The 13,958-nt window shown below is 63.1% G+C and carries 13 protein-coding genes and 1 riboswitch; of the genes, 7 read left to right on the top strand and 6 right to left on the bottom strand.

Features of this window, described 5'->3' with window-relative positions:
* Positions 1-61: 61 nt before the first annotated feature.
* Entirely contained in the window at positions 62-646 is a 585-nt protein-coding gene (locus CFII68_RS04600) for a hypothetical protein (protein ID WP_018612440.1), read from the bottom strand.
* A 154-nt stretch (positions 647-800) separates the two neighbouring features.
* Positions 801-1,168: riboswitch (cobalamin riboswitch) on the top strand.
* Positions 1,169-1,247: 79 nt separating this feature from the next.
* Here CFII68_RS04600 and cobO point away from each other — a divergent pair.
* From cobO to CFII68_RS04630, 6 genes are read left to right on the top strand one after another with little or no spacing between them, the layout of a single operon-like run.
* The gene (gene cobO / locus CFII68_RS04605) at positions 1,248-1,874 is read left to right on the top strand and encodes a cob(I)yrinic acid a,c-diamide adenosyltransferase (RefSeq protein ID WP_018612438.1); all 627 of its coding nucleotides are present in this window, start codon (positions 1,248-1,250) and stop codon (positions 1,872-1,874) included.
* Positions 1,875-1,885: 11 nt separating this feature from the next.
* Positions 1,886-3,283, top strand: a complete 1,398-nt coding sequence (locus tag CFII68_RS04610) for a cobyrinate a,c-diamide synthase (protein ID WP_371103555.1) — start codon at positions 1,886-1,888, stop codon at positions 3,281-3,283.
* The gene (gene bluB, locus CFII68_RS04615; protein ID WP_018612435.1) at positions 3,280-3,930 is read left to right on the top strand and encodes a 5,6-dimethylbenzimidazole synthase; all 651 of its coding nucleotides are present in this window, start codon (positions 3,280-3,282) and stop codon (positions 3,928-3,930) included. The genes CFII68_RS04610 and bluB overlap by 4 nt, the downstream gene beginning before the upstream one ends.
* Positions 3,927-4,835 (top strand): adenosylcobinamide-phosphate synthase CbiB, encoded by a 909-nt coding sequence (gene cbiB / locus CFII68_RS04620; protein WP_018612433.1) that lies wholly within the window; start codon positions 3,927-3,929, stop codon positions 4,833-4,835. Before bluB ends, cbiB begins: the two co-directional genes overlap by 4 nt.
* Positions 4,828-5,820, top strand: a complete 993-nt coding sequence (gene cobD / locus CFII68_RS04625) for a threonine-phosphate decarboxylase CobD (protein ID WP_018612431.1) — start codon at positions 4,828-4,830, stop codon at positions 5,818-5,820. Before cbiB ends, cobD begins: the two co-directional genes overlap by 8 nt.
* Entirely contained in the window at positions 5,817-7,268 is a 1,452-nt protein-coding gene (locus CFII68_RS04630; RefSeq protein ID WP_018612429.1) for a cobyric acid synthase, read from the top strand. The genes cobD and CFII68_RS04630 overlap by 4 nt, the downstream gene beginning before the upstream one ends.
* Positions 7,269-7,590: 322 nt before the next feature.
* Here CFII68_RS04630 and asd read toward each other — a convergent pair whose 3' ends face one another.
* The 5 genes from asd to leuC all read right to left on the bottom strand — a co-directional run bounded on the left by asd (position 7,591) and on the right by leuC (position 12,903).
* The gene (gene asd, locus CFII68_RS04635; protein ID WP_003203857.1) at positions 7,591-8,703 is read right to left on the bottom strand and encodes an aspartate-semialdehyde dehydrogenase; all 1,113 of its coding nucleotides are present in this window, start codon (positions 8,701-8,703) and stop codon (positions 7,591-7,593) included.
* A 54-nt stretch (positions 8,704-8,757) separates the two neighbouring features.
* Positions 8,758-9,840, bottom strand: a complete 1,083-nt coding sequence (gene leuB / locus CFII68_RS04640) for a 3-isopropylmalate dehydrogenase (RefSeq protein ID WP_018612426.1) — start codon at positions 9,838-9,840, stop codon at positions 8,758-8,760.
* Positions 9,841-9,906: 66 nt separating this feature from the next.
* Positions 9,907-10,671, bottom strand: coding sequence for a class I SAM-dependent methyltransferase (locus CFII68_RS04645; protein ID WP_018612425.1), 765 nt, complete (start codon positions 10,669-10,671; stop codon positions 9,907-9,909).
* 157 nt (positions 10,672-10,828) lie between these two features.
* Positions 10,829-11,473 carry a 3-isopropylmalate dehydratase small subunit gene (gene leuD / locus CFII68_RS04650; protein WP_018612423.1) on the bottom strand — a complete coding sequence of 215 codons (645 nt, stop codon included), beginning with the start codon at positions 11,471-11,473 and terminating at the stop codon, positions 10,829-10,831.
* An 11-nt stretch (positions 11,474-11,484) separates the two neighbouring features.
* Positions 11,485-12,903 carry a 3-isopropylmalate dehydratase large subunit gene (gene leuC, locus CFII68_RS04655; protein ID WP_018612421.1) on the bottom strand — a complete coding sequence of 473 codons (1,419 nt, stop codon included), beginning with the start codon at positions 12,901-12,903 and terminating at the stop codon, positions 11,485-11,487.
* Positions 12,904-13,059: 156 nt separating this feature from the next.
* Between leuC and CFII68_RS04660 the strand changes: the two genes are divergently transcribed.
* A complete protein-coding gene (locus CFII68_RS04660; protein ID WP_003203868.1) occupies positions 13,060-13,950 on the top strand; it encodes a LysR family transcriptional regulator in 891 nt (296 codons plus the stop codon).
* The last annotated feature ends 8 nt before the right edge of the window (positions 13,951-13,958 follow it).

Raw genomic sequence — 13,958 nt, 5'->3', positions numbered from 1 at the left:
GGGTAGCCCCGTACCATAGAATCTCCCACACCAGATCTCTCACCGTTCCCTGCTGAACGAATCAACCATGAGCCTGCTTGAACAGCACCGCAATGCCAGGGTGGTAATGCCCGGCTTCGTTGCGCAACTTGCGGTAGGCGTAAGGGAAGTACCAGGCCACGGCGCAGGTGTTTTCCTTCTGCAGGTCGTCGATCATGTCCTGCAATTCTTCGGGTGTGGCGCTTTGCTGGGCTTTTTGCGGCGAGACGAACAGGCAGCCCAGCTTCAGATCGCTGGCGTAGCTGATGCGCTTGGCATCGCTGGTGGCTTCCAGCAGCGGCTGGGTCAGGTTCAGGTTGCTGACCTTGGGCCAGCGCTGGGTGGCCTGGATGAAGGCGCGCTCCTCGGTGCTGGCGATGAACAGATCGGCGCTGACGTTGCGTTCGCCTTCTTCATTCTGCTTGCGGGTCGGGGCGTTCTGCAGCGTGACCATCTCAGCCATCCAGGCTGCGGCCGACAGCAAGCCGAGGTTGGCTTTTTCATCGAACCAATAAGGCGTGTCGTTATCGCCACGCACCGCGTTGTAGCGGTCGATACAGTCAAACCAGCGTTCCAGCGCCGGGCGCAGGAATTCCAATTTTGGATTGCTGATGATCATGCCTTGCATGCTTTTGCCCTCTTGTTCTTGTGATATCGGGTCGTAATGTCGCTTTGATATCACTTGCCGCAGAATCCCACAAGATTGGCGTCATTTTATTGATCGGCGCCAATGATCGCCCCGACAGGCGGCTTTAATTGACGCTCCACCCCCAACCCTCTAACCTTCGCCGCTTGTTTCAGGTGCTCTGTGGCTGCGGTCGACAGAGTGAAACAGGGAAGCCGGTGAGTGCACACGAACCCGGCGCTGCCCCCGCAACGGTAAATGAGTCAACGCTGCGCTTGTGGCCTGTGTGGTGAGTTCGTCAGTTCAAATTCGGATGTCAGAAGTCCATAGCCAAGGCGCTGCGACGAGTCATAGCCCGCTATGGCGAGGAGCAGCAACGCAGGATATGGACTTCTGACGCCGAAGTTGACTGACAGAACTCGCCACACAGGCCACTCACCACTGTGTCGCAGACATGGGAAGGCGCGCAGCCAGGCACCACGCCGCTCATGAGCCCGGAGACCGGCCTGATTCATCCAACGGCATCACGGTGGGCGATGCCAGGCTTGTTGCCGTCTTTTTGTGTGCCCGCCCGCCGTTATCCAATCCCAAACGGAGGCTTCCCATGACCGACTCCCTCGTCACTGACACGTCCGATCGCGACGAACGCCACCTGGCGCGCATGCTGCGCAAGAAAGCCGTGATCGACGAGCGCATCGCCAACTCGCCGAATGAATGCGGCTTGTTGCTGGTGCTGACGGGCAATGGCAAGGGCAAGAGCAGCTCGGCGTTCGGCATGCTTGCGCGGTCCATGGGGCACGGCATGCAGTGCGGCGTGGTGCAGTTCATCAAGGGGCGCAACAGCACCGGTGAAGAGCTGTTCTTGCGCCGCTTCCCGGAGCAGGTGCGCTTTCACGTCATGGGTGAAGGCTTCACCTGGGAAACCCAGGATCGCCAGCGCGACATCGCTGCCGCCGAAGCCGCCTGGGCGGTATCGCGCCAGTTGCTCAGCGATCCGTCCATCGGCCTGGTGGTGCTCGACGAGTTGAACATAGCCCTCAAGCACGGTTACCTCGACCTCGATCAGGTGCTGAGCGATCTGCAGGCCCGCCCACCGATGCAGCATGTGGTGGTGACCGGTCGTGGGGCCAAGCCCGAGATGATCGAGCTGGCCGACACCGTGACTGAAATGGGCATGATCAAGCACGCGTTCCAAGCGGGTATCAAGGCGCAGAAAGGCGTCGAACTGTGAGCGAACCCGTCATGACCCGCCGCCACTGTCCGGCGGTGCTGATCGCAGCGCCGGCCTCGGGCCAAGGCAAGACCACCGTCACTGCGGCGCTGGCCCGGTTGCATCGCAACCAGGGACGCAAGGTGCGTGTATTCAAATGCGGCCCGGATTTTCTCGACCCGATGATCCTGGAGCGGGCCAGTGGCGCGCCGGTCTATCAATTGGACATGTGGATGGTCGGTGAGCAGGAAAGTCGCCGGCTGTTGTGGGAAGCCGCTGCTGAAGCGGACCTGATCCTGATCGAAGGGGTCATGGGGCTGTTCGACGGCACCCCGTCGAGCGCCGACCTGGCGCGGCATTTTGGCGTGCCGGTGTTGGCGGTGATCGATGGCACGGCCATGGCCCAGACTTTCGGCGCCCTGGCCCTGGGCCTGGCGCGTTATCAACCGGACCTGCCATTCGCCGGGGTCTTGGCCAACCGGGTCGGCACCTTGCGCCACGCGCAATTGCTTGAAGGCAGCCTGACCGAAGGCCTGCGCTGGTACGGCGCGCTGTCCCGGGAAACCGGCATCGAATTGCCCAGTCGTCATCTCGGGTTGGTCCAGGCCAGCGAGTTGAACGACTTGGACGCGCGCCTCGACGCGGCCGCCGAGGCCCTGGCCGGCAGTTGCGAAGTGGCGCTGCCGCCAGCGGTGGAGTTCGCCGCGCCTGAGGTGATCGCTGTTGAGCCGTGGCTCGCCGGGGTGCGCATCGCCGTGGCCCGTGACGAAGCGTTTGCCTTCACCTATGGCGCCAGCCTTGATCTGCTGCGGGCCATGGGCGCGCAGTTGTGTTTCTTTTCGCCGATTCATGACAGCGAACTGCCCGAGGCGGACAGCCTTTATTTGCCTGGCGGTTATCCGGAACTGCACCACGTTGCCTTGGCCGAGAACGCGCCGATGCTCGCGGCGATCCGTGCTCACCAGGCCGCCGACAAACCGTTGCTCGCCGAATGCGGCGGCATGTTGTATCTGCTCGATTCATTGACCGACGTCGAAGGCGTGCGCGCCGAACTGCTGGGTTTGCTGGCCGGTGATGCGCAGATGCAAAAACGCCTGGCAGCCCTGGCGCTGCAAGCGGTGGATTTGCCGGAAGGCACCTTGCGTGGGCATACCTATCATCACTCCCTGACCAGCACCGAGCTTGAACCGATTGCCCGTGGCCATAGTCCGAATGGCGGGCGAGGGGCAGAGGCGGTTTTCCGGCAGGGGCGGATGACGGCCTCCTATGTTCATTTTTATTTTCCGTCCAATCCCAAGGCGATTGCTGCGTTGTTTGCGCCTGATCCTGAGACCGCTATCGCGAGCAAGCTCGCTCCCACAGGGGACCCCGTGATCTCAAGTGCAACGCTAGCCAATGTGGGAGCGAGCTTGCTCGCGAAGAGGCCATGACCGACACCGCTTTCTCCCAGGCCGAACGCGACGCTATCTACCGCGCCATCGCCGAACGCCGCGACATGCGCCACTTCAGCGGTGGCACGGTTGAGCCGGCCTTGCTGCGCCGCCTGCTGGAAGCCGCGCACCAGGCCCCCAGCGTCGGCCTCATGCAACCATGGCGCTTCATCCGCATCAGTGACCGCGCCTTGCGTGGACAGATCCGCGAATTGGTGGAGCAGGAACGCATTCGCACCGCCGAGGCCCTGGGTGAGCGCAGCGATGAATTCATGAAGCTCAAGGTCGAAGGGATCGACGACTGCGCCGAAGTGCTGGTGGCGGCGTTGATGGAGGATCGCGAGCGGCACATCTTCGGTCGGCGGACCTTGCCGGAAATGGACCTGGCCTCGCTGTCCTGCGCGATCCAGAACCTGTGGCTGGCTTCCCGCGCCGAAGGGCTGGGGATGGGCTGGGTGTCGCTGTTCGAACCCCAGGCCCTGGCCGACCTGCTGGGCCTGCCCGCCGGGGCCAAGCCGCTGGCGATCCTCTGCCTGGGCCCGGTCGAGGGTTTTTATCCGGCGCCGATGCTCGCCCTGGAAGGGTGGGCGCAACCGCGTCCGCTCAATGAACTGCTGTATGAAAACCATTGGGGAGTGAGCCCATGAGTGTGGCGTTGCTCAGTGCTGCCGCGGTGGCGCTGGATGCGCTGCTGGGCGAGCCCCGGCGCTGGCATCCGCTGGTGGCGTTCGGCGGCTTTGCCGATCGCATCGAACAGCGCTTCAATTCCGGCGGACGCGGTTGGCGCAGCCATGGGGTGACGGCGTGGATCATCGCCGTGGTGCCGTTGACCTTGCTCGCCACGGCCCTTTCGTGGGCGCCGATGGTGGGCTGGTTGGTGGAGATCCTGGCGCTGTACTGTGCCCTCGGCCTGCGCAGCCTCGGTGAACATGTCGAGCCGGTGGCGCGGGCGTTGCGCAGTGGCGATCTGGAGGAGGCGCGCAAGCGTGTCGGCTATCTGGTCAGCCGCGAAACGGCTGAGCTGGATGAAACCGCCGTGGCCCGCGCCGCCACCGAATCGGTGCTGGAAAATGGCAGCGACGCGGTGTTCGCCGCGTTGTTCTGGTTCGCCGTGGCCGGCGCGCCCGGCGTGGTGTTGTATCGCCTGAGCAATACCCTCGATGCCATGTGGGGTTATCGCAACGAACGCTTCGAGCGCTTCGGCTGGGCGGCGGCAAAAATCGACGATGGGCTCAACTATATTCCGGCGCGCCTGGTGGCATTGACCTACGCGCTGCTCGGCAAAACCCGCCTGGCGCTCAAGTGCTGGCGCACCCAGGGGCCGACCTGGGACAGCCCCAACGCCGGACCAGTGATGGCCGCCGGTGCCGGAGCGCTGGGTGTCGAGCTGGGCGGGGCGGCGGTTTATCACGGCGAGCTGCATCAACGTCCAGCGCTGGGCGAAGGCGTGCCGGCGAGTGCCGACGCCATTGATCGCGGCTGGCAATTGGTCCAGCGCGGCGTATGGTTATGGCTGCTGATTCTCTGCCTGGGAGCTGAGTTTTATGCTTGAGCACGGTGGCCGTTTGCGCAACGCAGCCCGGCAATACGGCATTGCCGAAGCGGATTGGCTCGACTTGTCCAGCGGTCTGGCGCCTTGGCCGTTCAACGTCCCGGCGATTCCCCTGCGGGCCTGGGCGCGTTTACCGGAAACCGATGACGGCTTGGAACAGGCCGCCTGCGATTATTACGGCGCGCTGAATGTGCTACCGGTGGCCGGTTCGCAGATGGCCATCCAGCTGTTGCCGCGCCTGCGCCGGGCCGGCAAGGTCGGTGTCTTGTCGCCGTGTTATGCCGAGCACGCCGAAGCCTGGCGCCGCAGCGGCTACATCGTGCGCGAAGTGCTGGAGTCGGAGGTGGATTTCTTTCTCGACAGCCTCGACGTGCTGGTGGTGGTCAATCCGAACAATCCCACGGGCCTGAGCCTGGCGCCCGAGCGCTTGCTGGACTGGCATGCGCGCCTGGCCCAGCGCGGTGGCTGGCTGGTGGTGGATGAGGCCTTCATGGACGTCACGCCGGCGCTGAGCCTGGCGGCGCACACCCATCTGGTCGGGTTGATCGTGCTGCGCTCGTTCGGCAAGTTCTTTGGTCTGGCCGGGGTTCGCCTGGGGTTTGTATTGGCCGAGCGCCGCTTGCTCAAGTTGCTCGCCGAACAGGTCGGGCCGTGGGTCGTCAGCGGGCCGACCCGGGTGCTGGGCCAGGCGTGCCTGCTGGACACTGATGCCCACGCATACCAGCGCCAACGCTGCGAAGCCACCAGCCAACGCCTGGCGCTGATGCTCGAACGCCACGGCTTCAAGCCGCAGGGCGGCTGCGGGTTGTTCCAATGGCTGGTCACCGAACACGCCTTGGGGCTTCATGATTTCATGGCCCATCGCGGCATTCTCCTGCGCTTGTTTACCAACACCAGTAGCCTGCGCTTCGGGCTGCCGGCCGATGACAGCGAATTCCTGCGCCTCGAACAGGCCTTAGAGGCCTACGCCAAGGACACCCGATGACCACAGTGATGGTGCAGGGCACCACGTCCGATGCCGGCAAAAGTACCTTGGTCACGGCTTTATGCCGCTGGGTCCGACGCCAGGGTGTAAGCGTGGTGCCGTTCAAGCCGCAGAACATGGCCCTCAACAGCGCCGTGACGGCCGACGGCGGCGAAATCGGTCGCGCCCAGGCGGTGCAGGCCCAGGCGGCGGGGCTGGAACCGCACACCGACATGAACCCGGTGCTACTCAAGCCCAACAGCGACACTGGCGCCCAGGTGATCATCCATGGCCGTGCCGTGACCACCATGAATGCCGTGGCCTATCACGATTACAAAGCCATCGCGATGCAAGCCGTGCTGGCCTCCCACGCGCGCTTGAGCGCGGCGTATCCGGTGGTGATGGTGGAGGGCGCCGGCTCGCCGGCCGAGATCAACCTGCGTGCCGGTGACATTGCCAACATGGGCTTTGCCGAGGCGGTGGATTGCCCGGTGCTGCTGATCGCCGATATCAATCGTGGCGGGGTGTTCGCTCATCTGGTCGGTACCCTGGAGTTGCTTTCACCCAGTGAACAGGCGCGGGTCAAGGGCTTCATCATCAACCGTTTTCGCGGTGACATCGCCTTGCTGCAACCGGGCCTGGACTGGCTGGAAGCGCGCACCGGCAAACCGGTGATCGGCGTGTTGCCGTACGTGATGGACCTGCACCTGGAAGCCGAGGACGGCCTCGACCAGCGCCAAACCGACAAGGCTGAACAGGTGCTCAAGGTGGTGGTGCCGGTGTTGCCGCGCATCAGCAACCACACCGATTTCGATCCACTACGCCTGCACCCGCAGGTCGACTTGCAATTCATCGGCCCCGGCCAGCCCATCCCGGCGGCCGACCTGATCATCCTGCCCGGTTCGAAAAGCGTGCGCAGCGACCTGGCCTACTTGCGCGCCAACGGTTGGGCAGCGGCGATCAATCGTCACCTGCGCTACGGTGGCAAGCTGCTGGGCATCTGCGGTGGTTTGCAGATGCTCGGCCAGCAGGTCCACGACCCGTTGGGCCTCGAAGGTGCGGCCGGTTCCAGTGCCGGGTTGGGCCTGCTGGATTTCGAAACGACGCTGGAACACGAGAAGCAATTGCGCAATGTGCGCGGGCGACTGGCCTTGGAAGAGGCTGAGGTCAGCGGCTACGAGATCCACGCGGGCGTGACCACTGGCTCGGCCCTGGAAAACCCCGCGGTGCATCTGGAGGATGGCCGTTGCGACGGTGCCCAGAGTCTCGACGGGCAGGTGTTCGGCACTTACCTGCATGGGCTCTTTGAATCGCCGGCGGCCAGTAGCGCGTTGTTGCGCTGGGCCGGGTTGCAGGATGTGCAGGCGGTGGATTACCACGGGTTGCGCGAGCGGGACATCGAGCGGTTGGCGGATCTGGTGGAACAGCATTTGGATACTCGGTTGTTGCGTGAACTCTGTGGGATTTGAGGTGGCTGTACCGGCCTCATCGCGAGCAGGCTCGCTCCCACAGGGGATTTGTGTGCTCAGCAGATTTAGTGTGGGTTCTGTGGGATTTAGGGTGGCTGGGCTGGCCTCATCGCGAGCAAGCTCGCTCCCACAGGTTTTGTGACCACTGAACATCCAATGTGGGAGCGGGCTTGCTCGCGAATGCGGTGTGCCAGCTAAAAACTAGTGACTGACACTCTGCTTTCGCGAGCAAGCCCGCTCCCACAATTGATCCCATGCATCCAGCTCCATAAAAAAACCCGCACCTCTCACAAGGCACGGGTTCTTTCACCGCAGCAATCGATCAACGCTCGAGCAGGATCCGCAGCATGCGACGCAGCGGTTCGGCCGCGCCCCACAGCAGTTGGTCGCCGACGGTGAAGGCACCGACGAATTGCGAACCCATGTTCAGTTTGCGCAGGCGGCCCACCGGTACGTTCAGGGTGCCGGTGACCTTGGTCGGGCTCAGCTCCTGCATGCTGATTTCGCGGTTGTTCGGCACCAGCTTGACCCAAGGGTTGTGCTGGCTGATCAACCCTTCGATGTCGGCGATCGGCACGTCTTTGTTCAGCTTGATGGTCAGCGCCTGGCTGTGGCAGCGCATGGCGCCGATGCGCACGCAGATGCCGTCCACCGGGATCGGGCTCTTGAAGCGACCCAGGATCTTGTTGGTTTCGGCCTGGGCCTTCCACTCTTCGCGGCTCTGGCCGTTAGGCAGTTCCTTGTCGATCCAGGGGATCAGGCTGCCGGCCAGCGGTACGCCGAAGTTCTCGGTCGGGTAGGCATCGCTGCGCATCGCCTCGGCGACCTTGCGGTCGATGTCGAGGATGGCGCTGGCCGGGTTGGCCAGGTCATCGGCGACGGCGGCGTGGGTGGCGCCCATCTGCTTGATCAGCTCACGCATGTTCTGCGCGCCGGCACCGGACGCCGCCTGGTAGGTCATGGCGCTCATCCACTCCACCAGTCCGGCTTCGAACAGGCCGCCCAGGCCCATCAGCATCAGGCTGACGGTGCAGTTGCCGCCGATGTAGTTCTTGGTACCCGCGTCCAGCTGCTGGTCGATGACCTTGCGGTTCACCGGGTCGAGGACGATCACTGCGTCGTCCTGCATGCGCAGGCTGGAAGCGGCGTCGATCCAGTAACCCTGCCAGCCGGCTTCACGCAGCTTGGGGAAGACTTCGCTGGTGTAGTCGCCACCCTGGCAGGTCAGGATCACGTCGAGGGTCTTGAGCTCTTCGATGCTGTAGGCATCCTTGAGCGCACCGGTGTCCTTGCCCACGGACGGGCCCTGGCCACCGACATTGGAAGTGGTGAAAAACACCGGCTCAATGAGATCGAAATCCTGCTCTTCCAGCATTCGCTGCATGAGCACGGAACCGACCATGCCGCGCCAACCGATCAGACCTACACGTTTCATCGCAACTACACCTATACAAAAGTGGGCCACCGTCGGAGCGGTGGGCCCGAAAGATTACAGATTCCGCAGCGCGGCGACTACTGCATCGCCCATTTGCTGCGTACCGACTTTGGTACAACCTTGCGACCAGATATCACCGGTGCGCAAGCCTTGGTCCAAGACCACGCTGACGGCTTTTTCGATCGCGTCGGCGGCATCGTTCAAGTTGAAGCTGTAACGCAGCATCATCGACACCGACAGGATGGTCGCCAACGGGTTGGCAATGCCCTGCCCGGCGATGTCCGGCGCAGAACCGTGGCACGGCTCGTACATGCCCTTGTTGTTGGCGTCCAGGGAGGCCGACGGCAGCATGCCGATGGAACCGGTGAGCATCGACGCTTCGTCGGACAGGATGTCGCCGAACAGGTTGTCGGTGACGATCACGTCGAACTGCTTCGGCGCACGCACCAGTTGCATGGCGGCGTTGTCGACGTACATGTGGCTCAGCTCGATGTCCGGGTAATCCTTGGCCACCTGCTCGACCACTTCACGCCACAGTTGGCTGGAAGCCAGTACGTTGGCCTTGTCCACCGAGCACAGTTTCTTGCCACGCACGCGGGCCATGTCGAAGCCAACCCGGGCGATACGGCGGATTTCGCTTTCGCTGTACGGCAGGGTGTCGTAGGCCTGGCGCTCGCCATTATCCAGCTCACGGGTGCCACGCGGGGCGCCGAAGTAGATGCCGCCGGTCAGCTCGCGGACGATGAGGATGTCCAGGCCCGCGACGATTTCCGGCTTCAGGCTCGATGCATCGGCCAGTTGCGGGTAGAGAATCGCCGGACGCAGGTTGCCGAACAGGCCCAGTTGCGCGCGAATCTTCAGCAGGCCGCGCTCGGGGCGGATGTCGCGTTCGATCTTGTCCCATTTCGGGCCGCCCACGGCGCCCAGCAGCACGGCATCGGCTGCACGGGCACGGTCCAGGGTTTCATCGGCCAGGGGCACGCCGTGCTTGTCGATGGCCGCGCCGCCGATCACGTCGTGGCTGAGTTCGAAGCCCAGGCCGTACTTGTCGTTCGCCAGCTCCAGGACCTTGACCGCTTCGGCCATGATTTCCGGGCCAATGCCATCACCTGGGAGAATCAGAATCTGCTTGCTCATGCTTTCCTCGTTTGCTCTGTCGGCACATGCCTGGGCTTCGTACCCAACGCCTGGCCGGGAAAAATGCTATCGCTCGGCCCACAGCACCAGTACATCTGTACTGAACGAACCATCGGCCTCAATCTCAAAATATTCACGCACTTCATCGCCCATCGAACGCTGCAGCTGGAGAATCGCCGCCCGCATCACCTCGGGGGTGCGCATGCGCTCGACCCAGGAGCGATATTCCAGGCGCAGGCGCTGGCGCGAGGTGCTGCGGGTGTGCAACCCCGCTTCGCTGACCTGGCGCAACCACTCGCCGGCAGAATAATCGCGCACGTGGCTGGTGTCGCGCAGCACTTCGATGCTTTGCAGGTAGGTGTCCAGCAATGGCGTGCCTGGCGACAGGATATCGATGAACGCCATCACCCCGCCCGGCTTGAGCACCCGGCGCACTTCCCGCAACGCCAGGCCCAGGTCGCTCCAATGATGCGCCGAATAGCGGCTGAACACGAAGTCGAACTCAGCGTCGGCGAACGGCAAGCGCTCAGCGGCGCCGCATACCGTGCTGATATTGCCCAGGCCACGCTCGGCAGCCGCCGTGGCGACCACGTCGAGCATTTGCTGGGACAGATCATAAGCCACCACTTCACCGGCCAGCGGCGCCACGTGGAAACTCACATGGCCGGCGCCACACCCCAGGTCCAGCACCCGGGCATCGCCACGACCGGCCAATGCAGCCTGTAGCAGCGCGAATTCAGCGCCCTGGGCGTGCACGGCACTGCTCAGATAGGCCGAGGCCTGTTCACCGAATTGCTTTTGTACAACCTGACTGTGGGCGGTGCTGGTCATGGGAACTTCCTTTTTAGGTCTCGCTTTGTATTGCCAGTGCCGCCGTCTTCGCGAGCAAGCCCGCTCCCACAAGGGGTTTTGTGAACGCCGCAAATCCAGTGTGGGAGCGGGCTTGCTCGCGAAGGGGCCAGCACTGACTACATCAATTTCAGATCAATCAAGCATCGCGAAACAACCAAGGCTGGCTCGCCCGGTGCTTGGCCTCGAACGCGGCAATCGCCTCGCCGTCCTGCAAGGTCAGGCCGATATCGTCCAGGCCATTGAGCAGGCAATGCTTGCGGAACGCGTCGATCTCGAAACCCAGCACCTTGCCGTCGGGACGGGTCACGGTCTGGGCGGCCAGGTCGACCTGCAGTTGATAGCCGGGGTTGGCCTCGACCTGCTGGAACAGCTCATCCACGTCAGCATCGCTGAGGATGATCGGCAGCAAGCCGTTCTTGAAGCTGTTGTTGAAGAAGATGTCGGCATAGCTCGGCGCAATGATGCTGCGGAAACCGTACTCTTCCAGGGCCCATGGCGCATGCTCGCGGCTCGAGCCGCAGCCGAAGTTCTCACGGGCCAGCAACACGCTGGCGCCTTGGTAACGCTCGGCGTTGAGCACGAAGTCCTTGTTCAACGGCCGCTTGGAGTTGTCCTGGTACGGCTGGCCGACATCCAGGTAACGCCATTCGTCAAACAGGTTCGGGCCGAAACCGGTGCGCTTGATGGACTTCAAGAACTGCTTGGGAATGATCTGGTCGGTGTCGACGTTGGCACGATCCAAAGGCGCGACAAGACCGGTGTGCTGGGTAAAAGCTTTCATGCTGCGCTCCTTCAGATCAATTCGCGGACATCGACGAAACGGCCGTTGACAGCCGCCGCCGCGGCCATGGCCGGGCTCACCAGGTGCGTACGGCCACCGGCGCCCTGACGGCCTTCGAAGTTACGGTTGGAGGTGGAGGCGCAATGCTCGCCCGACTCCAAACGGTCCGGGTTCATCGCCAGGCACATCGAGCACCCCGGCTCACGCCATTCGAAACCGGCCTCGAGGAAAATCTTGTCCAGCCCTTCCGCTTCCGCCTGGGCCTTCACCAGGCCCGAACCCGGCACCACGATGGCCTGTTTGATGGTCGAAGCAACCTTGCGACCCTTGGCGATCACCGCCGCGGCGCGCAGGTCTTCGATCCGCGAGTTGGTGCAGGAACCGATGAACACACGATCAAGCTGAATGTCAGTGATCGCCTGGTTGGCGCTCAAGCCCATGTACTTCAAGGCGCGGACGATGGAGTCGCGCTTGACCAGGTCCATTTCCTTGGCCGGATCCGGTACGTTCTGGTCCACCGCCAACACCATCTCAGGCGAAGTGCCCCAGCTGACTTGCGGCTTGATCTGCGTTGCGTCGAGCTCAACCACGGTGTCGAACTTGGCATCGGCATCGGAGACCAGGTCTTTCCAGGCCTCGACCGCCATGTCCCATTCCACGCCTTTTGGCGAGAACGGACGGCCCTTGACGTATTCCACGGTTTTTTCATCGGCGGCCACCAGGCCAACGCGGGCACCGGCCTCGATGGACATGTTGCAGATGGTCATGCGGCCTTCGACGGACAAGTCGCGGATCGCGCTGCCGGCGAACTCGATGGCATGGCCGTTACCGCCGGCGGTGCCGATCTTGCCGATCACCGCCAGGACGATGTCCTTGGCCGTCACGCCGAACGGCAACTTGCCCTCGACGCGCACCAGCATGTTTTTCATTTTCTTGGCGACCAGGCACTGGGTGGCGAGCACATGCTCCACCTCGGAGGTGCCGATGCCATGGGCCAGGGCCCCGAAAGCACCGTGGGTCGAGGTGTGCGAGTCGCCGCAGACCACGGTCATGCCCGGCAAGGTCGCGCCCTGCTCCGGGCCGATGACGTGGACGATGCCTTGGCGCACATCGTTCATCTTGAATTCGACGATGCCGTATTCGTCACAGTTATCGTCGAGGGTCTGGACCTGCAAGCGCGAGACCTGGTCGGCAATGGCTTCGATGCCGCCCTTGCGCTCCGGGGTGGTCGGTACGTTGTGGTCCGGGGTCGCGATGTTGGCATCGATACGCCACGGCTTGCGCCCGGCCAGGCGCAGGCCTTCGAAGGCTTGCGGCGAAGTCACTTCGTGGATGATGTGACGATCGATGTAGATCAGCGCCGAGCCATCGTCGCGCTGCTTGACCAAATGCGAATCCCAGAGCTTGTCGTAGAGCGTTTTGCCGGCCATCAGACGGTTCCTCATCAGCTTGTTTCTATGCCCCGGGCCTTGACCGAATCAATAACCCCTTGGCTTGTGAGGCTGATCCTATGGGGTTACATTAAATAACTCAAATTCATATTTTTCATACTTTGCATAACCAATTGGAATTCGACCGGAACCGCCATGGACCTCGCCAACCTCAATGCCTTTATAGCCATCGCCGAGACGGGCAGTTTCTCCGGCGCCGGCGAACGCCTGCACCTGACCCAGCCAGCCATCAGCAAGCGCATTGCCGGCCTCGAGCAACAGCTCAAGGTGCGCCTGTTCGATCGCCTGGGCCGTGAAGTGGGCCTGACCGAGGCCGGCCGGGCCCTGTTGCCACGGGCCTATCAGATCCTCAACGTGCTGGACGACACCCGCCGCGCCCTGACCAACCTGAGCGGCGAAGTGACCGGGCGCCTGACGCTCGCCACCAGCCACCACATCGGCCTGCACCGCCTGCCACCGCTATTGCGGGAGTTCACCCGACGCTACCCCCAGGTGGCGCTGGATATCCAGTTCCTGGATTCGGAAGTGGCCTACGAAGAAATCCTCCATGGCCGGGCGGAACTGGCCGTCATCACCCTCGCCCCCGAACCCCACACGTTGGTACGGGCCACGCCGGTGTGGGACGACCCGCTGGATTTCGTGGTCGCCCCGGAGCATGCGCTGCTGGAAAACGGCGCGGTCAGCCTGGCGGACATTGCCTTGCATCCGGCGGTTTTCCCGGGGGGCAACACGTTTACCCATCACATCGTGCGACGGCTGTTCGAAGCCCAGGGCCTGACGCCGAACATCGCCATGAGCACGAATTACCTGGAAACCATAAAAATGATGGTCTCCATCGGCCTGGCCTGGAGCGTTTTGCCGCGCACCATGCTCGACGAACAGGTGGCGCGCATTCCTTTGCCGGGCATACAACTCAGTCGCCAGCTAGGCTATATCTTGCACACCGAACGGACGCTGTCGAACGCCGCACGGGCTTTCATGGCCTTACTGGACGCACAAATCGATTTGCCAGGGACAAGGGCATAGGTTGTGCC

Source organism: Pseudomonas sp. CFII68 (genome assembly GCF_000416195.1).
Lineage (GTDB): Bacteria > Pseudomonadota > Gammaproteobacteria > Pseudomonadales > Pseudomonadaceae > Aquipseudomonas > Aquipseudomonas kilonensis.
This window is presented reverse-complemented; position numbering and strand designations above follow the sequence as displayed.

Coding starts and splice junctions, on each gene's coding strand:
- cobD (WP_018612431.1), top strand. CDS start 4,828: ATGCTTGAGCACGGTGGCCGTTTGCGCAACGCAGCCCGGCAATACGGC.
- CFII68_RS04645 (WP_018612425.1), bottom strand. CDS start 10,671: ATGACCAGCACCGCCCACAGTCAGGTTGTACAAAAGCAATTCGGTGAA.
- asd (WP_003203857.1), bottom strand. CDS start 8,703: ATGAAACGTGTAGGTCTGATCGGTTGGCGCGGCATGGTCGGTTCCGTG.
- cobO (WP_018612438.1), top strand. CDS start 1,248: ATGACCGACTCCCTCGTCACTGACACGTCCGATCGCGACGAACGCCAC.
- CFII68_RS04600 (WP_018612440.1), bottom strand. CDS start 646: ATGCAAGGCATGATCATCAGCAATCCAAAATTGGAATTCCTGCGCCCG.
- leuB (WP_018612426.1), bottom strand. CDS start 9,840: ATGAGCAAGCAGATTCTGATTCTCCCAGGTGATGGCATTGGCCCGGAA.
- CFII68_RS04630 (WP_018612429.1), top strand. CDS start 5,817: ATGACCACAGTGATGGTGCAGGGCACCACGTCCGATGCCGGCAAAAGT.
- cbiB (WP_018612433.1), top strand. CDS start 3,927: ATGAGTGTGGCGTTGCTCAGTGCTGCCGCGGTGGCGCTGGATGCGCTG.
- CFII68_RS04660 (WP_003203868.1), top strand. CDS start 13,060: ATGGACCTCGCCAACCTCAATGCCTTTATAGCCATCGCCGAGACGGGC.
- bluB (WP_018612435.1), top strand. CDS start 3,280: ATGACCGACACCGCTTTCTCCCAGGCCGAACGCGACGCTATCTACCGC.
- leuD (WP_018612423.1), bottom strand. CDS start 11,473: ATGAAAGCTTTTACCCAGCACACCGGTCTTGTCGCGCCTTTGGATCGT.
- CFII68_RS04610 (WP_371103555.1), top strand. CDS start 1,886: ATGACCCGCCGCCACTGTCCGGCGGTGCTGATCGCAGCGCCGGCCTCG.
- leuC (WP_018612421.1), bottom strand. CDS start 12,903: ATGGCCGGCAAAACGCTCTACGACAAGCTCTGGGATTCGCATTTGGTC.